Below are 18,167 nucleotides of genomic sequence, written 5' to 3'. Positions count from 1 at the left end.
CATCAGCATCGATACCCATGACGCGTGCGTCGACTTCCCGATCTTCGACGCCAAGACGCGGTCCTTGAAGAAGGCATTTCTCGGCAAAGCCGGTGGTGCCATCGACCGGAACTCCTCCGACGTCGTCGTCGTCGAAGCCCTCAAGAACATCACGATGAACCTGAAGGACGGCGATCGCGTCGGACTGGTGGGTCACAACGGTGCCGGAAAGTCGACGCTGCTGCGGCTGCTCTCGGGCATCTACGAGCCGACGCGAGGCAGCGCCACCATCCGCGGCCGCGTCGCGCCGGTGTTCGATCTGGGCGTCGGTATGGACCCGGAGATCTCCGGTTACGAGAACATCATCATCCGCGGCCTGTTCCTCGGCCAGACGCGCAAGCAGATGCTCGCGAAGATGGACGAGATCGCCGACTTCACCGAACTCGGCGACTACCTCGACATGCCGCTGCGCACCTACTCCACAGGTATGCGGGTGCGCGTCGCGATGGGCGTCGTCACCAGCATCGACCCGGAGATCCTGCTGCTCGACGAGGGCATCGGTGCCGTCGACGCGGAGTTCATGAAGAAGGCCCGGCACCGACTGCAGCAGTTGGTGAAGCGCTCGGGAATCCTGGTGTTCGCCAGCCACTCCAACGAATTCCTGGCTCAGCTGTGCGACACCGCGATGTGGATCGATCACGGCCAGATTCGCCAGCAGGGCGGCATCGAGGACGTGGTGCGGGCATACGACGGCGACGACGCCGGAGACCACGTCGCGCAGATCCTGAAAGAGATCGAGCGGGAAGACGGACCTGATGGGCAAACCGGTGCCTGACAAGATTGTCGGAGTCATCGTCACGCACAAGCGGCGGGAGTTGTTGGCTCTGTCGTTGGACGTCATCGGTGCCCAGACGCGTCCGCTCGATCATCTGGTCGTCGTCGACAATGCGAACGAGCCGGCTGTGCGTGAGTTGGTGGAGTCGACGGCCCTGCCGACGACGTACCTCGGCTCGCAGCACAATCTGGGTGGCGCGGGCGGGTTTGCCCTCGGCATTCTGTACGCCCTCTCGCTCGGTGCGGATTGGGTGTTTCTCGCCGACGACGACGGCCGCCCCGAGGGCCCGAAGGTGCTCGAGACCCTCTACGACTGTGCGCTCGCGCACGGACTGGACGAGGTCTCCCCCGTCGTCTGCGACATCGAGGATCCGGACCGGCTGGCGTTCCCGCTGCGACGCGGCGTCGAGTGGCGTCGTCTTCGCTCGGAGTTGATCGACCCCGAGAATCCTGACGACGATCTGCTCGAAGGCATCGCATCGTTGTTCAACGGTGCCCTGTTCAAGGCCTCGACGATCGATGCGGTGGGCGTGCCCGATCTGCGGCTGTTCGTGCGCGGCGACGAGGTGGAAGTACACCGCCGATTGCAGCGCTCGGGCCTGAAGTTCGGAACGTGCCTCACGGCCGCGTACGTGCACCCGAACGGGGCCGAGGAGTTCAAGCCGATCCTCGGTGGCCGGATGCACACGCAGTACCCGGAGGATGCGACCAAGCGGTACTTCACCTACCGCAACCGCGGTTACTTGATGTCGCAGCCTGGTATGCGAAAGCTGTTGCCGCAGGAGTGGATTCGCTTCACCTGGTTCTTCCTGATCACCACCAGGAATCCTCGCGGTCTGGCCGAGTGGTTCCGGCTGCGCGGACTCGGCCGTCGAGAGCACTTTCGTAAGCCCTGACGTGTTTGCGAACGCGCCCTCACCGGCTACCGTGTGCCCATGACGGAACCTCGGAAGCTCGCGGATCGCATCAAGTCGTCGGCTCGAGAAAAACTTCAACGAGCAATCGGTGAGGTTCTGGCGCAGCAGACCGCGCAGCTGGCCGAGCAGACGAGCGATCAGCAAGCGACATTGCTCGACGTCCTCGAACGTCAGCGACGTGAGATCGACGACCTCCACGCCTTCATTCGCGGTCTCGAGATGCGGATGCGTCGCGACATTCCGTACGCTTCCGACGTCGAAGCCGCCGCCCAGAGCGCAGAGTTCGCCGAAGAGATGATGCCGGAGGCACCGACCTTCCTGCGGCCGCACGCAACCCTGCGATTCGCACTCGGTGAGGTCTCCATTCGCGGCATGGCGCTCGAGTTCGGAGTGGCCAGCGGGACGACTCTCGAGATCATCGCCGAGGAATTGGCGTCGCGTAAGGACATCACCGTCGTCGCCGGATTCGACGTGTTCTCCGGCCTACCCGAGACCTGGCGTACGGGCTTCCCGAAGGGACTGTTCGAGCAGGACACCATCCCCGAAGTGCCGGGCGCACAGATCGTCCCTGGATTGTTCGAAGATTCGCTGCCGGGCTTCCTGAAGGGCCACCACGAGAAGTTGGCCTTCCTGCACCTCGACGCAGACCTGTACTCGTCGACGGTCACCGTGCTGGACCTCGTGGCCGATCGACTCGCAGTGGGCACCGTCATCGTGTTCGACGAGTACTTCAACTTCCCCGGCTGGCGCAACCACGAGTACCGGGCGTGGACGGAATTCGTCGCACGCACCGGCACCGAATTCGACTACCTCGGGTACACCGCCGACAACGAACAGGTCGTCGTACGAATTCGCACGGCACCCAAGGTCCGGTCGAACTAGTTACTGTCCGTAGAGGCGAGCCCAGTTCTCGCGACTCGTCAGCTGCGGGACGGCGGCGCGGTACGACGCTGCCACGGCGGGTGTCTCTGTGCGCAGACGCTTGAGTGCCGTCACCCCGCGCTTGAGCAGCTCGACGGCATGTGCCTTGTTGCGCTTGCGAACTCGGACGCCCTCCTGCGAACGGTCGGTGACGATCGCGTGGGAGAACAGCGAGACGTGCCACCAGTGCGCGTCGTCGGCCGAGATGGAAACGGGGCCTGGATCGACCGTGCCGCGCCACTGGTTGAGGACGCGTTTGGCGAGCACGGCGAATTCCATGCTCTTCTTCGGGTGTGGGCCGGCCGGGGTGATGAACATATCGGCCGGACGCACACCCGGAACGTCGTTGGCGTTGTGCCGCTTGGTTTCTCCGTACGCTGCGCGCTCACGCCGGATGGAACCGGCCGCGTCCATACCGCCGTCGAGCAGATGTTCCGGACCGGCCAGGAAGTCCTCGACGGACTTGATCAGCGTGTACGCCATGCCGTACTGCATCGACACCAGGTAGCGGAGCAGATCGGTGAAGAGCTGCTTCGCGAGCGCCTTACCGTCGAGTTCGATATGCAGGGCGGCGGTGATCATGCCGTTGCGCAGGTTGAAGTAGCGGTGCCACTCGTCCCAGTCCTTCCACGCGAAGTCGGCATGCCACACCGCTGCGCCCGGCAGCGTGACGGTGGCGAATCCGTTTGCGCGCGAACGGTATCCGTACTCGATATCGTCCCACTGGAAGAACAGCGGCAACGGGTAGCCGACCTGCCCGACGATCTCCGACGGGATGAGGCACGACCACCAGCCGTTGTATCCGGCATCGACGCGGACGTCCTGCTGACGCTTGCGCTTGAATGCGCTCTTGTCCGATACCGCGTTCTTGACGTGGACTCCGGCCTCGAGCTTCTGCAGGTTGGCCACCTCGGCACCGACGTGCACGCGGTCGGGGTGCAGCAGGTACAGCATCTGCGCGCCGATGATCGCCGGCTCGACGGTCATGTTGGCGAACGAGTTCATGCGCACGATCGCCTCGGGCTCGCACAGCACGTCGTCGTCCATGAAGATCACGTTGGCCGGATCGCCGCCCTTGCCCTGCACCTCGTACAGGCCACGGGTGAATCCGCCCGCGCCGCCGAGATTGGGCTGGGTGATGTAGACGAGCTTGTCGCCAAGCTCGGCCGCCACACGCTGGAACTTCTCCCGCGTCTGCACCTGATCGGTGCCCTGATCGACGACGTAGACGTTGTCGACACCGAGCAAAGCGATCGGGTCGTCGGCCATTGCTGCGACGGTGTTGGCGCAGTCGTCGGCACGGTTGAACGTGCAGATCACCACCGAGGTGGGACGCAGCTTCTCGGGAGCGGCGACGGTCCATTCCGCGTCCTGCACAGACAGCTCGCTGGACGTCGTGGTGAAGCGAACGAACAGTGCGCCGCCGTCGAGGAACTGCGTCGTTGCGACGGGGACGGACAATCGTGTCGACGCGTTCGCGGAATCGACGGTGGTGCTGGCCATCGTGCGCTGGTGGCCCTTGTAGTCGGTGGCCACCAGATCCACGCGGCCGGCACCTGCGACGGTGGCCTGGAACACCACCTCGGTGACGGTGGTCCACCGCTGCCAGTAGCTGGCCGGGAACCGTCCGAAGTAGCTGTTGGTATGTACGACGCTGCGCTTGGCGATCCGGACACCGGTGCGGGTGCGCTCGGCGTTGCCCTTGCGGACCTCGCTGTACATGTCTGCGCTGACCAGGGGCGACGGGCCGTCGAACAGGAGCCTCTGAACTGTCAGTTCGGCCGTGTCGTCACCGCCGGCGGCAGCCGGCACGTCCGAGGAACCGAGACGATCGAGAGCAGTGCCGTCCATACCGAGAAATACCCCATCCAGTTCGAGTAGTGACAGTTCGAGCGATCACAGGTGTGGCCGTACCGAGAAGAAGACCACTGACCATGGTTGCACAGCCCACGGCCGATCCGTCCGACGCTCGCCGCACTGCCCGCCACCTACTCCCCTTCGCGAACCCTTTCCATCAGCACGCGAGCGGCATCGGCCGGGTGCGTGTACGGCCACCAGTGGCCCGCCTCGACGTGAACGACGCGCAGGTCGGGGATCCACCGACCGAGACCGTCGGTGAGGTTCGTCGACAGCATCGGGTCGTGTGTCGGGACCACCACGGTGGTCGGGACGACGCATCGCGGATCGGGCCCACGGAGCACACGCCGCAGCACGTTGGCCCGGTACAGCGCGATGCCGCGCTGTTGGTCGGCCGCCGTCGGGGTCGGCTCGCCCGCCGCCTGCAGTCGGGCCAGCAGAGCCGGTACTCGCGATCGCAGGACGGGCACGTGAAACCCGAAGACGTACCAGGACCTGGCCAACTGTCCCACCAGTGACGGCCACCGATGCGGCCGGACCGACCGCGCCCGCGCCACCTGCCGCAGATGATCCAGACTGGGCCCGGACACCGACGTGTACGACGCGAATGCGGTGCTCGCCCGAGGCGAGGCCATCGCCTCCCACATCTGGACCGACCCCCAGTCGTGGGCGAACACATGGACCTTGCCGGTGAGGCCCGGAATCGACTCGACCACCGCGAAGGCATCCCGCGCCAGCTGCTCGATGGCAACGTCCGCCGCAGGCTCCAGCACGGACGCTCCGCTGCCTCGTGTGTCGTAGGCGATCACCCGGACCGTGTCACCGAGCGCGGTGATCAGCGGATCGAACACGTGATGGTTATCGGGATAGCCGTGCACCAGCAACACCGTCGAGCGGGCTGTCGGGATCCCGTACTCGAAAACGGGAAGCTCGGCACCGGCGATGCGTACCGTCCAGTGAGTCATCCCGCGTCGGTCAGGGCATGCAGTGCGCCGCCGCGCAACAGGTGGGCAATCATCCTCAGCCGCATGGCTTCCTGCTCGGGCTGCGGATGAACCACGGCTGCCAACGCCTCGCCGTCGAGCAGGTGGACGACACTGAAGACCACCGTTTCCAGATGCTGCGGATCGATCACGCCGGCAACGGGAAGCGCACGAGCAAGTTCGGCGATCTGCTCGTGATATCGAACGGTGAACGGCTGCAGTCTCTCTCGCAGCTCGTCGTCGCTGCGGGCGGCGGTCAACAACTCGTACCAGGCCCCGTTGATCGGGGCGCGGCACGCTGCTCTGAGCAGTTCGAGACAGTGCTCGATGGACGCACTGCCGAAACCGGACAGGCCGCGGCGAAACTCCTCGAACTGACGTCGACGAACCTCGTCGGCTGCAGCGACGATCAGGTCGAGCCTGGTGTCGAAATGCCGAAACATGGCCCCGGACGACACCCCGGCACGGCTGACTATTCCACTGACACTGGTTGCGGCGTAGCCCTTCTCGCACAACGACGCGATAGTCGCGTCGAGCAGTTTTCCGATGGTCTCGGTTCGGCGCTGGTGTTGACTCGCCACTCACACACGCTCCCGGCGTCGAGGGGCCGTGGGAGTGCCTGCCCGCAGGAAGCTACCGGCCCGCTCCGACACACCGAACCAGGGCGCAAAGGTGCCGCCGGAAAACACGACTCGGCCCGCGACCAGAGTGGCGGTGACTGCTCGGTCGTTGCGATTGACCATGCGGCTCAGGCCACCGAATTCCGGCATGGTCTCCTCGCGATAGGCCAGGACATCCTCGTTCAGGCCCTTCGGGTCGATCACGACGATATCGGCACGGTCCCCCACCCGCAGGTGCCCGGCGTCGACACCGTAGAAGTCGGCCAGTTCACCGCTGAGCTTGTGCACTGCCTTCTCCACGGTCATGAACGGCCGGCGATCGTTTCGCGCGTCGTGCACGCGGTGCAGCAACCGAATGCCGAAGTTGTAGAACGCCATGTTGCGCAGATGAGCACCGGCATCGGAGAAACCCACGGTCACCCCGGGCTGATTGATCAGCTTGTCCATCTGCCGCTTGCGGTGATTGGCAACCGTCGTGTGCCAGCGCAACTTTCGGCCGTGCTCGACCACCAGATCGAGGAACGCGTCCACCACGTGCACACCACGTTCGGCCGCGACCTCCGCGATGTTCTTTCCGACGACCGAGGCGTCGGGGCATTCGGTGATCTCGGCGTCGGCGAAGTCACGATGCCAGACGCGCGAGCTGAACTTCTTCTCGAAGTCGGCACGGAACCAGCGGCGGTAGGCCTCGTCGGACAGCAACTCGTTGCGTCCCAACTCTTCTCGCAGATGCAGTGCGGCGCGGCCGGAGCCGAACTCCTCGAACACCACGAGATCGATGCCGTCGGAATACACGTCGAACGTGGTGGGGAGGTGCTGCCAGCGGAACTGGCCCTTGCCCGGGCCGTTGACCATCCGGGCGAGCGGGCCGAAGACGCGATGGATCCACGGCGACGCCTTGGCATCGGCCGCCGCCAGCAACGAGATCTTGAGCGGAGTGCGGCCGACCCCGGTGGCCGAGGCGAGGAAGAACAACATGTCGTACTTGGTGTTCAGGTTCGGAATGCTCTGCAACAACCGACCGCGTCGACGCAGAATCTTGTGCAGAGAACGGAATTCGCTCCACCGCGCATACGAGGACGGTAACGAACGAGACCGGTATCGATCGCCGTCCAACTTGTCCCACGGGTTCGTCATGGTCGACATTCCGAGCAGCCCGGCGTCGAGCGCCTTCTCGAGCGCGTCGGACATGGCACGCCATTCCTCGCGGGTGGGCTTCTGACTGCGATCGGTCGAGCGGTCGAGACCCATGACGTGCGCACGGAGATCCGAATGACCCACCAACGCAGCAATATTGGGCCCGAGAGGCAGGCGCTCGAGGGCTGCGATGTACTCGTCGGGACTGTTCCAATTTTTGTGCGCATCGACGGCTTTGAGGACATGATCTCGCGGCAGTGCCTCGACCCGACTGAACAGGTCCGCGATGTCGACCGGAGTGGAATAGAGCGTCGACAACGAACAGTTGCCCAGGAGAACCGTCGTGACCCCGTGCCGGACGGATTCTTCGAGACCCGGCCCGACCAACACCTCTGCGTCGTAATGGGTGTGTACGTCCACGAAGCCCGGCGTGACCCACTTGCCGGTGGCGTCGACGACCTCGGTCGTCGCGCCCGCCTCGAGGGGAGTGGACGACACGGCCCGCACGACGCCGTCGACGATGCCCACATCCGCCCGAACTCCCGGGCCGCCGGATCCGTCGTACACGGTTCCGCCGGCGATTACGACATCGAAAGGAATGTTCGGGTTCATGTGACCTCCGTCATAGAATGACGAAACAGTAACTTAGAGAGTGGTCACTCGCAATAGCCGCTTTCCTGCGGACATCTGCGTGATGCATGCGTCGGCGTTTCGGCTCGGGAGCAAGACGACAGCTACAGTCGGGTGTCTTTGCCCGAACTCACGGAGTTGACCCTTGCCCACCACGGATACCCAGATCGCGAGCAGCTCCCTGCCCGACAGCAGACGAGAGCGCCTCGTATGGGGAGCGGCGATTGCGGCCGTCGTCGTGTTGGGCTATCTCTTGGTGCTCAGCGTCGACCCTCGCTTCTTCTACATCGACGACACCGAATCCGGTGCCATCCCCAACTGGCTTCAACTCGGGCGCATCATGCGCGACGGTCACTTCCCGTCCCTCGTGCTCGATCAGTGGATGGCGGGCAACTATCCCGTCGAAGGCCAGGGTGGACTGTGGAACCCGGTGCAGATGGCGATCAACTACGTCTCGCCCTCGATCGACAACCTGGTCCTGCTCGCGACGGTCGTCAAACTCGGCTTCTCGATCCTGCTGGCCTGGGGTGTGTACCGCGTCGCGCTCGTCTACGGGGCACGCGCCAACTGGGCCGCTGTCGCAGGCGCGAGCGCGCCGTTCGTCGGATTCACCCTGTTCTTCGAGAACACCTCGTGGGTGACGGCCCTCATCGGCACCGCGTACATCACCAACGCATGGGCGAGCTCGGTGAAGTACGCCCGCGGCCACAGCGGCCCCGTCGTGCCGTTCGTGTTCCTCTACCTGGCCATCAGCGTGGGATACGTCCACGCCGCGGTCATGGCCGGCGTCATGATCGGCTCGGTCGCCATCGGTGAACGGTTGTTCCAGCGCCTGTGGCGTCCGGCGCTGAAGGTGTGCAGCGTCGGCATCGCCGCGGCCGCCTGCGGGGCCGTCACCTTCCTGCCGGGAGTACTGACCTCCGCGGTCACCTGGCGCAGCGGTGACGAGGGAACGTTCAACGACAACTTCCTGACGGCACCGTGGTCGGAATCGTTGACCGCCAGCATCCCTACGGCCGTGACCAGCATCGAATCGTGGGCAGGCGAGACCACCGAATCCCCGGTCACCTACATCGCCTGGTTCCTCGTCCCTGCGCTCGCGTTCATCGCGTGGCGTCGGGTGCCCGCGGCCTTGCGTGAGCTGGCCGCACCACTGATTCTGTTGGCGTTCGCGCTGGTCTTCACCGCGGGCCCCAGCGACATCGGCCCCATCCGCTGGCCCGCGCGCATCCTCCCCTTCGTCGCCATCGTCGCGTTGATCCTCGTCGTCACCCTGATCAGCCGATACGGAACTCTGGACAAGCTGCGGCCCCGACTGCTCGCCGCCGGCCTGCTCACGCTGGTGTTGCTGCTGCGTGCAGGCTCGTCGGGTCCGGAGTTCTTCGGCCGCCACATCGTTGCTGCGCTCGCGATCCTGCTGGTCGGCGCACTCGCCCTGCTGCTCGCTCACCGCTTCTCCACCCGGGCCACCGCCGCGCTGATCCTGGTCACGATCGCGCCGATCGCGATGTACCAGGTGGCCGGATATCAACCACCGTTCGCCAAATGGTGGCTCCCCACCTCGCAGTCCGAGGCCAAGGCGCAGTTCCCGCAGTGGCAGGGCTCGACGCTGCAGCTCGGCAGTCGTGCGCTGACCGAGACCGAAGCCGACGGGCCCGACGACCCGCAACTGCCGTGGCACTCGCAGGTCTACGGCAACTCCGCCAAGGTGATGGGCCTGGATTACGTCAACGCCTACACCCCCGTCGGCTACCTCGATTTCGCAAACCTGCTGTGCTTCGAGCACGAGGGTTCGACCTGCACCGACGCCTTCGATCGGCTCTTCGAGATCGAGCCGTACACCGGCAAGACCTATGCCGATCTGATGCAGCTCGACCGCGTCGTACTGCAGAAACTGCAGTATCCGCTGGCCGAGAGGGAGGCCGCGCCCGCAGGCTGGCAGTGGGTCACCGCGCCCACCCCCGACTCCGCTCGGCAGGTCTACGTCCTCGAACGCGTCGATGGATTGATTCCTGACGCGTCGGGACGCGTCGTAGCGACGGTGAACGCCTCCGCCGACCCGATCTCGTCCGACGCGGACTCCGAGCACGTCACCGTCTCCGCCCCCGCCGGCGGCAGCGTCGTCTTCTCGCGGTTGGCCTGGCCCGGCTACACCGCCACTCTGAACGGTGAGCCGCTGCAAACGAAAGGCCTGGCCGATATCTTCCTGTACGTCGACCTGCCGCCCGGCACCGACGCAGCGGACCTCGAACTCACCTTCCGGCCGCCCGGTGAACGACTCGGACTCGCTGCCATGGCCGGTGGGGTGATGGTGCTGATCGGCCTGGTCGTACTCGATGTTCGACGACGTCGACGCCCCTCCGCGCCGGAGTTCGGCAGTACGACGTCCAGCAGATAGGGTCAGACCTCGTGACGTCCGACGCTGCTGCTCCGCACCGCATCTCCATCGTGGTTCCGGTCTACCAGGGCGAACGGACGCTCAGCGCGCTGATGGACGAGATCATCCCGTTGACGCAGGTCACCCACACGCCCCTCGGGCGGCCGATGATCGTCGAAGAAGTTCTCCTCGTGTTCGATCACGGACCCGACAACTCCGCAGCCGTGATCCGGCAGCTGACCGAGGCGCATTCGTTCGTTCGTGGCGTGTGGCTCAGTCGCAATTTCGGCCAACACCCCGCCACCCTCGCCGGCATGGCTTCGAGCGGCGGCGAGTGGATCGTCACGATGGACGAGGACGGCCAACACGACCCGGCCGCGATCGGCGGCATGCTCGACACCGCCCTCGATCGGCAATCCACCGTCGTCTATGCCAAGCCGACGAACGTCGCACCGCACGGACTCTGGCGCAACGCCGCCTCACGCGGAGCGAAGTGGCTCATCGCCAAGGCTCTGGCCGGGGACAACACCGTCGACTACCAGAGCTACCGCTTGGTCCTCGGCGAAGTCGGTCGATCCGTTGCCGCCTACGCCGGCTCCGAGGCATACCTCGACATCGCACTCGGGTGGATTGCAGGCGACGTCACGACGAGCCCGGTGGCCCTGCGAGAAGAAGTGGACCGTCGATCGGGATACCGACTGCGGACGCTTCTGTCGCACTTCTGGCGAATGGTGCTCTCCAGCGGCACCAAAGGTCTGCGACTGGTGTCCTTCATCGGCATCGCGTTCGCGCTACTCGGCCTCGTTCTCGTCGCCTACGTGCTGGTGTCGTACTTCGTCTTCGATTCCGGTGCCGAAGTGCGAGGCTGGGCATCGACGATGGTGATCCTGCTGTTCGGCTTCGGAGCCACCCTGTTCTCGCTCGGAGTGGTGGCCGAGTACGTCGGCGTCAACGTCAAGACCGCCATGGGCAAGCCGCCCTACCTGATCGTGACCGACCCTGGAAACGGGCCCCTCGGACGCACCGGACCGTCGACCGATCCCGCACCGCCGGCGTGAGCGCGACGCACACCTGGGTCGTCGGCAGCGGCGGACTGCTCGGCGCATCGGTGACGCGGGAAGCTCGACGACGCGGACATCACGTGCACACCAGTGCAATCCCGTGGTCCGACAGGTCACTGGCCGAAGAAACCCTGCTGCAACGCTGTTCGGCTTTCTTCGACTCCTTCCGGACCGGCGCGTGGAACGTCGTCTGGGCCGCCGGAGCCGGCGTGAACGGCACCAGCGCAGCACAATTCGCCGAAGAGAACGATCTGATCCGGACCGTACTGGCCCGGGTCGAGTCCGTCGCTGCGGACCGCACGGACACCGGAACGGTGTTTCTCGCGTCGTCTGCCGGAGGCGTCTACGCCGGCGCACCGGGAGCCCCACACGACGAAGAAACACCGCCGATCCCGTTGGGTGACTACGGTTTCGCGAAACTGCAGTCCGAGTCGGTCGCGACCGAATTCGGCGTCCGCACCGGGGTCAACGTTGTCGTCGGCCGATTCGCCAACCTCTACGGCCCGGGACAGAATCTCGCGAAACCTCAGGGGTTGATCTCACACCTGTGCCGCGGATACCTGATGGCCTCACCGGTGTCGATCTACGTCCCCATGGACACCCTGCGCGATTACCTCTACGTCAGCGACGCCGCCGAAATGGTGGCCGACGCCCTCGCCGTCTCCGCCGAACGACGTATCGCTCCGACCGTCAAGATCTTCGCCTCGGGTGAGGCCGTCACCATCGGTTCCATTCTCGGTGCCTGCCGAACGGTCTTTCGTCGACGGCCCAACGTAGTGCTGGCGGCCTCTCCCCTCGCGGCGTTCCAAGGACGCGACCTACGCCTGCGGTCGACGGTCTGGCCGCAGATCGATCGACGCACCCACCGCACACTGCCTGCGGGTATCGCCTCGACCCTGTTCGCGACGCGTCAGGCACTGGCGGTGGGCCGATGACCGAACCGCAGACTCCCGCGCCTCCGGCCGGCATGAACGGTGCACCGGGACCACTGATGCGCATCGTCAAGAATCAGAAAATCGCATTTCTGCTCGTCGGCGGCGTCAACACCGCACTGGGCACCGCATGGTTCATCGTGTGGCAGTTGCTGATCGGCGAGCGATACGGCTACCACGCCGCCATCGTGCTCGGGTATCTCTGCAACGTACTGTGCGCGTTCGCGATGTATCGCTACCTCGTGTTTCGCGTTCGCGGGCACTTCTTCAGAGATCTGCTCCGGTTCTTCGTGGTCAACTTCGGAGCGTTCCTCGCCAACATCTCACTGATGACCCTCGCCGTCTCGGTGTTCCACTTCCCGCCCATCCCTTCCCAATTGGTCGTCACAGCAGTGATGGCAGTCGTCAGCTTCTTCGGCTACCGCGACTTCTCGTTTCGCAGAAAGAGCCAGGACCCCACACCATGACACCCCGAGTTTCCGTCGTCGTCCCGGCGTACAACAACGCCGAATACCTGGCCGAGACCATCGATTCGATTCTCGCCCAGACGTTCACGGACTTCGAGCTGGTCATTGCCGATCACTCGTCGACCGACGGCACCCTGGCCGTTGCCGAGAAGTACGACGATCCACGCATTCGCCTCCTCACCACACCCGCGGGCGGCGGGGCACAGGCCAACTGGAATCGCGTCACCGAGGAAGCATCGGGCGAGCTGATCAAACTCGTGTGCGGTGACGACACCATCCACCGCACCGCTCTCGCCGCCCAGGTACAGGCCTTCGACGCCCATCCGACCGCGGTACTCGTCGCCGCGCAGCGCACGTTGATCGACGCCAACAGCAAAACCGTCATCGCCGCGCGCGGACTCGGCGGACTACAGGGAAAGACGTCGGGTCGAGTGGCCGCGAGAACAGCAGTTCGGGCCGGAGCCAACATCTTCGGTGAACCCGGCGGCGTCATGATGAAGCTCTCGGAACTGCGCGCAGTCGGACTGTGGGACAACAGTCATCCGTACCTGATCGACCAGGCCACCTTCATCGCCGTAGCGCTGCGCGGCGACATCGTTGCCATTCCCCAGCCGCTGGCGTCGTTTCGCATCAACTCGGGACAGTGGAGCGTCGAGCTCGCCACCCAGCAGGCCCGTCAGGCCGCCGACTTCCACCGCTCCCTCCAGGCGAGCGACCCGACGTTGTTGTCCGACAGTGACGTTCGCATCGGCAACGCCAAGGCACTCATGACCTCGTTCATGCGGCGAGCCGTGTACCTGCTGCTGCGACATAGGATGTCGCGCAGCAGCTAAGGCAGTACGGACTCCTTCGCCGCATAGACCGCTTCGGTGGCGTCTTTCTGCGGTCGCCACCACTGCTCATTGTCGCGGTACCAATCGACGGTTGCCTTCAACCCGGCGCGGAAGTCGACATACGTTGGTGTCCAACCTAATTCGGTGCGCAGCTTGGTCGAGTCGATGGCGTAGCGCAGGTCGTGGCCGGGGCGGTCGGTGACGAAGTCGAATGCGTCGGGCTCGTGGCCGGTTTCTTCGAGGATCGCTTCGAGGACGGTGCGGTTGTTGGCTTCGCCGTCGGCTCCGATGAGGTAGGTCTCGCCGATGCGGCCGCCGTCGATGATGGCCCAGACGGCGCTGTTGTGGTCGTCGACGTGGATCCAGTCGCGCACGTTCTGSCCGGCACCGTAGAGCTTGGGGCGTGATCCGCTGAGGATGTTGGTGATCTGCCGAAGCGCTCGGCCNGCCGGTTTCTTCGAGGATCGCTTCGAGGACGGTGCGGTTGTTGGCTTCGCCGTCGGCTCCGATGAGGTAGGTCTCGCCGATGCGGCCGCCGTCGATGATGGCCCAGACGGCGCTGTTGTGGTCGTCGACGTGGATCCAGTCGCGCACGTTCTGCCCGGCGCCGTAGAGCTTGGGGCGTGAGCCGCTGAGGATGTTGGTGATCTGACGCGGGATGAACTTCTCCACGTGCTGATACGGGCCGTAGTTGTTGGAGCAGTTCGAGATGGTGGAGCGGACCCCGAACGATCGGGTCCAGGCGCGCACCAGCAGATCGCTCGACGCCTTGGTCGAGGAGTACGGGCTCGACGGGTTGTACGGGGTCGATTCGGTGAATCTCGCCGGATCGTCGAGTTCGAGGTCGCCGTAGACCTCGTCGGTGGAGANTTGGTCGAGGAGTACGGGCTCGACGGGTTGTACGGGGTCGATTCGGTGAATCTCGCCGGATCGTCGAGTTCGAGGTCGCCGTAGACCTCGTCGGTGGAGATGTGGTGGTAGCGGACGTCGTGYTCGCGGACCGCGTTGAGCARSGTGGTGGTKCCGATGACGTTGGTGTGGACGAACGGCCACGGGTCGGTCAACGAGTTGTCGTTGTGGGATTCGGCGGCGAAGTGGACGACGAGATCGGTCTCGCGGACGAGNCCGATGACGTTGGTGTGGACGAACGGCCACGGGTCGGTCAACGAGTTGTCGTTGTGGGATTCGGCGGCGAAGTGGACGACGAGATCGGTCTCGCGGACGAGGCGGTCGACGAGATCGGCGTCGGCGATGTCGCCGTGCACGAAGTCGATGCGATCGGCGACGGGGTCCAGAGAGGCCTTGTTGCCGGCGTAGGTGAGCTTGTCGAGCACGGTGACCTGGGAGTCGGGGCGCTGCGCGAGGGTCTGATGTACGAAGTTCGCGCCGATGAACCCGGCCCCACCCGTGACGAGAATTCTCATGAACAGGCACTTTACCGGTGGAGGGTTGTGCGGGCCGTTCTTGTCGGGCGCGCGTGCTAGCTTCTGTTCGACTTCGGGGGGAGTACGTCAATGGGTCTGGGAAAAATTCTTGTCCGTCTCGCGGCACTGATAACGCTGCTGTTCGGGCTCATGTGGGCAATTCCGCAGCTGGCTCCGCAAGTGCCGGAACCGTACGAGGGTGTACGCACTCTGCCACCGGTGTCGCCGAAACCCACGGGCTCGACGACAGTGCCGCCGCCCCTGCCGCCGGGTTTTCCGTCGATGGAACGCCCGCCACCGCAAATCGAGGTGCCCGACGGGCAGCCGCAGCCCATCGCCACCAAATTCGGCTGGACTTACGAGATACCAGCAGAGTGGCGAAACTTTTCGACCGGAATCGCGGGTTGGTCGAATGCCGGTCGATCGGTCGTCTACGGCTCGATCGGAGATTTCGGGAGCAATTACTGCCCGGAATCCGACGGGTCGACGCTTGCCATGTCCGGCATGACCGGACGCCGCGGGATGGATCTGCACACCGCAGCGCTCGACGCAGCACGAGGCGCGGAGATCATCTTCGGCGACGACTCCGCCGCACCGCCTCGAATCGAGTACTCGCAGCCGAGCGACATCGAGGTCGCAGGCGGGCCTGCTGTGCGATACACCGTCACGGCATCGAGCGTGCACAAGCGAGCCGACTGTGACCCCACGGAGGGGACGTTCGATGTCGTTGCCGTGCCCGGGTTCGCGACGGCGACGGTCGCCGTGTTCTTCGTGAAGCGGGACCTCGCTGTCGACGGGGCAGTGGATCATTCGGTCGTCGAAGACATCATTTCCACACTCCGCCGTAGCGATCTTGACGGTGTGACGCGATGACCAAAGAACTCCTTTCGGCGGACGCAACAAACATCGCCGGCCTCGGTAATCTTTTCGATCGCATCGGTGCCGATACCCTGGCCAGTCACCACTACTTGCTCGAAAATGCGGGCCTCGGCGAGAACGTGGTCGGAGAAATTCTGAAGAAGCTCCGTCCGTATATCGCGCGCTTCCAAGAGATGACCCGCACCCGACACGTTCACCTGTCGGCCAACTGCGGCGAGATGGGGGCCGAGCTGAACAAAGCTGCCTGGTTGTATGCCGATCAAGATCGAAAGAATTACGACCTGCTCAACGCCCACACATCTGTGCCACCGCTACCCGGCAGCGACCTCGGGAGTTCGGATCACGCCGCGGCCGGGCATATAGACGAATTCGACGGTGCCGCTGACTACGGTCAGCCTCACGGAATCGATTATCCTCCAACCAATCCCGTCATCGACGACATCCGCGACGTGCTCGCCGATGCCTCCGAGTGGCTCGGCGAGATCGACCGAACGATCTTCGAACTCTCCGGGTGGAGTCCGCTACGCGAAGCGACCATTCCTGTCACCGGCAACTGGAACGAAATCCGTCGAATCGGTCAGGCGTACCAGATTGCGGGCGACGCCATGGAAGCCGCAGCAGAGTCGTTGGCTGCAGGAGTACGCCGCGTCGACGGTCACTGGAACGGTGCAGCCGCACAGGCATTCACCGACTATGCCGACCGACAACTCGCCGCAATGCGATGGGAAGGGCATGCCGGCCGAACGATCGCCGCAATCTGTACAGCCATTGCCGAGCAACTTCGTGGCGCAGCGCTGGCAGTGGTCCGCAAGATCGTCGAATTGCTCGAGTCCGAAGTGGCCGTCGACAACGCCCGCGGTGCGCTGAAGGTCGTGCTCAAGAAAGTGCCGGTGGTCGGCACTGCATGGCAGGTGGAGAGCATCGTCGAAATATGCTTGACGGCAATGGATCTGACCAAGGATCTCATTGTGAAGATCGAGCAGGTGGTCGACGACTTCGGCGGGTTCCTCGATGCGCTCGGCGACCCCGAAGGCCAGGTGGGCCAGAAGATCGACGACAGACTGCGACCGCTGAACGACCTCCTCGACTACGGCAAGCAAGCCGTCGAAGCGGGCAAGACCGCGGATATCCGACCGGTACTCGACACACCGGACGAGGACTTCTCCGTCGGCACCGGCGACGAACCATGGCAAGACGCATGATCGAGTCCCTGCCTCCGCACGCCCGCGCTGCCTACGACCGACTGATGGCATCCTGCGGAGAGCTCGAAGCCACGCGTACACGCGCTTCGAACGCAGACCTGAAAACCCGGACCGTCACAACGGAACTACTGGCCCGCGTGGCGTCCTCACCGCGAGCGTCGGCCGACCTGATCCACTACGCACGCCGCGTCGCGTCGGGTGAATGCTGTTGGGAACGAATCCAGGTGGACGCGAATCCGCTGCCTCCGGAGGTGGACGAGCTCACAGCCGATCCGCTGATCGTGTGGCCGTCGGAATGGCCGACATCGACGACCGACGCCCTGTCTCAGCCCTATCGAATCCCGTGGGAGTGAGTGCCGCTGGACGTGTCAGGACCGTCGAACAGTGCGCCCGGCAAAAGCCGCGATGCGCTCGTACGCGTTTGCTCCGTCGGGTGCAGGCTGCTCGGGATCGAAGGCACCACCCCTGCGCTCATCGGTCATATTGGCCGACATGAACACCATCCCCTCCTCCGCCACGGTCTGGTCGAAGTCGTCGGTACCGCGCCCGAGCGCGGTCGCAAGGTCCCACGCGTGCACCGAAAGTTCAGCAGCGACCATGCCGGCCGGCAGCGGTGAACCTGCGTCGAGCTCGGTCAGCAGTTCGCGGGTCCGGGCGGTCCACAGCGGAACCGGATCCGAGAAGGGCTCGGGTGCGGCCGACCAGTCGATCTCCCCACCTCGCGCCATCGTCACCAGGTTGGCCGCGGTGTGCACCAGGTGGTCCGTCAGGTCAGCGACTGTCCACTCCGTGCAGGGCGTGGCCGACGCGCGTTCGGCGTCGGTCATTCCGGCCATCAATTCGGTGATCTGAGTGGCACCGGTGGCGATCTGGCTACTCGTCGTCACGTGACTTGTCCTTTGTTCGGTCGACGGGCGGTTCCGTCGGAACGGGGCAGGGCTGGCCGGAGTCTATGGGCAGTTGCCACCTCGCGCGCCGGAAACGAAGGTGCACGACCGAGCGGGTGATCGGAGGGTCTGGAAGACTTCGGGCTCATGCGGGGAATCATTCTGGCGGGCGGCACGGGCTCACGGCTTCATCCGATCACGATGGGAGTGAGCAAACAGCTGGTCCC

General features: G+C 64.7%; 19 protein-coding genes and 2 pseudogenes. 12 read left to right on the top strand and 9 right to left on the bottom strand.

The annotated features are described in order from the left end of the window. Position 1 precedes the first annotated feature (1 nt). From wzt to ASH04_RS15635, 3 genes are read left to right on the top strand one after another with little or no spacing between them, the layout of a single operon-like run. Positions 2–814: a galactan export ABC transporter ATP-binding subunit Wzt/RfbE gene (wzt, locus tag ASH04_RS15645; protein WP_200937339.1), complete on the top strand. Its 813-nt coding sequence runs from the start codon at positions 2–4 to the stop codon at positions 812–814. Then, positions 795–1,709 carry a galactofuranosyltransferase GlfT1 gene (gene glfT1, locus ASH04_RS15640; protein ID WP_057474002.1) on the top strand — a complete coding sequence of 305 codons (915 nt, stop codon included), beginning with the start codon at positions 795–797 and terminating at the stop codon, positions 1,707–1,709. Before wzt ends, glfT1 begins: the two co-directional genes overlap by 20 nt. A 39-nt stretch (positions 1,710–1,748) precedes the next feature. Then, a complete protein-coding gene (locus ASH04_RS15635) occupies positions 1,749–2,612 on the top strand; it encodes a TylF/MycF/NovP-related O-methyltransferase (protein WP_057474001.1) in 864 nt (287 codons plus the stop codon). On the opposite strand, the gene ASH04_RS15630 is transcribed toward ASH04_RS15635, so the two are convergent. The 4 genes from ASH04_RS15630 to ASH04_RS15615 all read right to left on the bottom strand — a co-directional run bounded on the left by ASH04_RS15630 (position 2,613) and on the right by ASH04_RS15615 (position 7,860). Beyond that, complete coding sequence (locus ASH04_RS15630) at positions 2,613–4,502, bottom strand: glycosyltransferase (protein ID WP_057474000.1); 1,890 nt, start codon at positions 4,500–4,502, stop codon at positions 2,613–2,615. Positions 4,503–4,639: 137 nt separating this feature from the next. Beyond that, the gene (locus tag ASH04_RS15625) at positions 4,640–5,473 is read right to left on the bottom strand and encodes an alpha/beta fold hydrolase (protein ID WP_032366777.1); all 834 of its coding nucleotides are present in this window, start codon (positions 5,471–5,473) and stop codon (positions 4,640–4,642) included. After that, complete coding sequence (locus ASH04_RS15620) at positions 5,470–6,072, bottom strand: TetR/AcrR family transcriptional regulator (protein ID WP_057473999.1); 603 nt, start codon at positions 6,070–6,072, stop codon at positions 5,470–5,472. The genes ASH04_RS15625 and ASH04_RS15620 overlap by 4 nt, the downstream gene beginning before the upstream one ends. Beyond that, positions 6,073–7,860 carry an N-acyl-D-amino-acid deacylase family protein gene (locus ASH04_RS15615; protein ID WP_032371680.1) on the bottom strand — a complete coding sequence of 596 codons (1,788 nt, stop codon included), beginning with the start codon at positions 7,858–7,860 and terminating at the stop codon, positions 6,073–6,075. A 163-nt stretch (positions 7,861–8,023) separates the two neighbouring features. Between ASH04_RS15615 and ASH04_RS15610 the strand changes: the two genes are divergently transcribed. Genes ASH04_RS15610 through ASH04_RS15590 form a run of 5 tightly spaced genes read left to right on the top strand, consistent with a single transcriptional unit; the run spans position 8,024 to position 13,548 of the window. Then, on the top strand, positions 8,024–10,276 hold the full coding sequence (locus tag ASH04_RS15610) for a hypothetical protein (RefSeq protein ID WP_156394566.1): 2,253 nt from the start codon (positions 8,024–8,026) through the stop codon (positions 10,274–10,276). Between the two features lie 41 nt (positions 10,277–10,317). Next, entirely contained in the window at positions 10,318–11,313 is a 996-nt protein-coding gene (locus tag ASH04_RS15605) for a glycosyltransferase (protein ID WP_057474153.1), read from the top strand. Then, entirely contained in the window at positions 11,310–12,251 is a 942-nt protein-coding gene (locus tag ASH04_RS15600; protein WP_057473998.1) for an NAD-dependent epimerase/dehydratase family protein, read from the top strand. Before ASH04_RS15605 ends, ASH04_RS15600 begins: the two co-directional genes overlap by 4 nt. Then, entirely contained in the window at positions 12,248–12,715 is a 468-nt protein-coding gene (locus ASH04_RS15595; RefSeq protein ID WP_032374162.1) for a GtrA family protein, read from the top strand. Before ASH04_RS15600 ends, ASH04_RS15595 begins: the two co-directional genes overlap by 4 nt. Continuing rightward, on the top strand, positions 12,712–13,548 hold the full coding sequence (locus ASH04_RS15590) for a glycosyltransferase family 2 protein (protein ID WP_057473997.1): 837 nt from the start codon (positions 12,712–12,714) through the stop codon (positions 13,546–13,548). The genes ASH04_RS15595 and ASH04_RS15590 overlap by 4 nt, the downstream gene beginning before the upstream one ends. Here ASH04_RS15590 and ASH04_RS26200 read toward each other — a convergent pair. The 4 genes and pseudogenes from ASH04_RS26200 to ASH04_RS27240 all read right to left on the bottom strand — a co-directional run. After that, on the bottom strand, positions 13,545–13,967 hold the full coding sequence (locus ASH04_RS26200; RefSeq protein WP_235580034.1) for a GDP-mannose 4,6-dehydratase: 423 nt from the start codon (positions 13,965–13,967) through the stop codon (positions 13,545–13,547). The genes ASH04_RS15590 and ASH04_RS26200 overlap by 4 nt on opposite strands. Positions 13,968–13,995: 28 nt before the next feature. Then, a pseudogene (locus tag ASH04_RS27250) lies at positions 13,996–14,417 on the bottom strand (GDP-mannose 4,6-dehydratase); the annotation flags it as partial. A gap of 1 nt (position 14,418) precedes the next feature. Beyond that, positions 14,419–14,672, bottom strand: a pseudogene (locus tag ASH04_RS27245) (GDP-mannose 4,6-dehydratase); the annotation flags it as partial. A 1-nt stretch (position 14,673) separates the two neighbouring features. After that, positions 14,674–14,972: NAD-dependent epimerase/dehydratase family protein (locus ASH04_RS27240; RefSeq protein WP_235580026.1), on the bottom strand; the 299-nt coding region annotated here is incomplete at its 3' end. 90 nt (positions 14,973–15,062) lie between these two features. Here ASH04_RS27240 and ASH04_RS27235 point away from each other — a divergent pair. The 3 genes from ASH04_RS27235 to ASH04_RS15570 are packed head-to-tail and all read left to right on the top strand — an operon-like array spanning position 15,063 to position 17,406. Then, complete coding sequence (locus ASH04_RS27235; RefSeq protein WP_235580025.1) at positions 15,063–15,845, top strand: hypothetical protein; 783 nt, start codon at positions 15,063–15,065, stop codon at positions 15,843–15,845. Next, positions 15,842–17,053 carry a WXG100 family type VII secretion target gene (locus ASH04_RS15575; protein ID WP_057473995.1) on the top strand — a complete coding sequence of 404 codons (1,212 nt, stop codon included), beginning with the start codon at positions 15,842–15,844 and terminating at the stop codon, positions 17,051–17,053. Before ASH04_RS27235 ends, ASH04_RS15575 begins: the two co-directional genes overlap by 4 nt. Beyond that, positions 17,050–17,406 carry a hypothetical protein gene (locus tag ASH04_RS15570; RefSeq protein WP_057473994.1) on the top strand — a complete coding sequence of 119 codons (357 nt, stop codon included), beginning with the start codon at positions 17,050–17,052 and terminating at the stop codon, positions 17,404–17,406. The genes ASH04_RS15575 and ASH04_RS15570 overlap by 4 nt, the downstream gene beginning before the upstream one ends. 15 nt (positions 17,407–17,421) lie before the next feature. Here ASH04_RS15570 and ASH04_RS15565 read toward each other — a convergent pair whose 3' ends face one another. Further along, the gene (locus ASH04_RS15565) at positions 17,422–17,940 is read right to left on the bottom strand and encodes a maleylpyruvate isomerase family mycothiol-dependent enzyme (RefSeq protein WP_052053688.1); all 519 of its coding nucleotides are present in this window, start codon (positions 17,938–17,940) and stop codon (positions 17,422–17,424) included. Between the two features lie 147 nt (positions 17,941–18,087). Here ASH04_RS15565 and ASH04_RS26575 point away from each other — a divergent pair. Beyond that, the coding region (locus ASH04_RS26575; RefSeq protein WP_143546339.1) for a sugar phosphate nucleotidyltransferase at positions 18,088–18,167 on the top strand (80 nt) is incomplete at its 3' end.

Source organism: Rhodococcus sp. Leaf233 (genome assembly GCF_001426165.1).
Classification (GTDB): domain Bacteria; phylum Actinomycetota; class Actinomycetes; order Mycobacteriales; family Mycobacteriaceae; genus Rhodococcoides; species Rhodococcoides fascians.
The sequence above is the reverse complement of the archived record's forward strand: the minus strand, read 5'-3'. Positions and strand labels throughout refer to the sequence as shown.

What these genes read in the sequence shown, in the direction of transcription:
- ASH04_RS15615 (WP_032371680.1), bottom strand. Translation starts at nt 7,860, where the DNA reads ATGAACCCGAACATTCCTTTCGATGTCGTAATCGCCGGCGGAACCGTG.
- ASH04_RS15595 (WP_032374162.1), top strand. Translation starts at nt 12,248, where the DNA reads ATGACCGAACCGCAGACTCCCGCGCCTCCGGCCGGCATGAACGGTGCA.
- ASH04_RS15625 (WP_032366777.1), bottom strand. Translation starts at nt 5,473, where the DNA reads ATGACTCACTGGACGGTACGCATCGCCGGTGCCGAGCTTCCCGTTTTC.
- ASH04_RS15630 (WP_057474000.1), bottom strand. Translation starts at nt 4,502, where the DNA reads ATGGACGGCACTGCTCTCGATCGTCTCGGTTCCTCGGACGTGCCGGCT.
- ASH04_RS15635 (WP_057474001.1), top strand. Translation starts at nt 1,749, where the DNA reads ATGACGGAACCTCGGAAGCTCGCGGATCGCATCAAGTCGTCGGCTCGA.
- ASH04_RS27235 (WP_235580025.1), top strand. Translation starts at nt 15,063, where the DNA reads ATGGGTCTGGGAAAAATTCTTGTCCGTCTCGCGGCACTGATAACGCTG.
- glfT1 (WP_057474002.1), top strand. Translation starts at nt 795, where the DNA reads ATGGGCAAACCGGTGCCTGACAAGATTGTCGGAGTCATCGTCACGCAC.
- ASH04_RS15570 (WP_057473994.1), top strand. Translation starts at nt 17,050, where the DNA reads ATGATCGAGTCCCTGCCTCCGCACGCCCGCGCTGCCTACGACCGACTG.
- ASH04_RS15575 (WP_057473995.1), top strand. Translation starts at nt 15,842, where the DNA reads ATGACCAAAGAACTCCTTTCGGCGGACGCAACAAACATCGCCGGCCTC.
- ASH04_RS15590 (WP_057473997.1), top strand. Translation starts at nt 12,712, where the DNA reads ATGACACCCCGAGTTTCCGTCGTCGTCCCGGCGTACAACAACGCCGAA.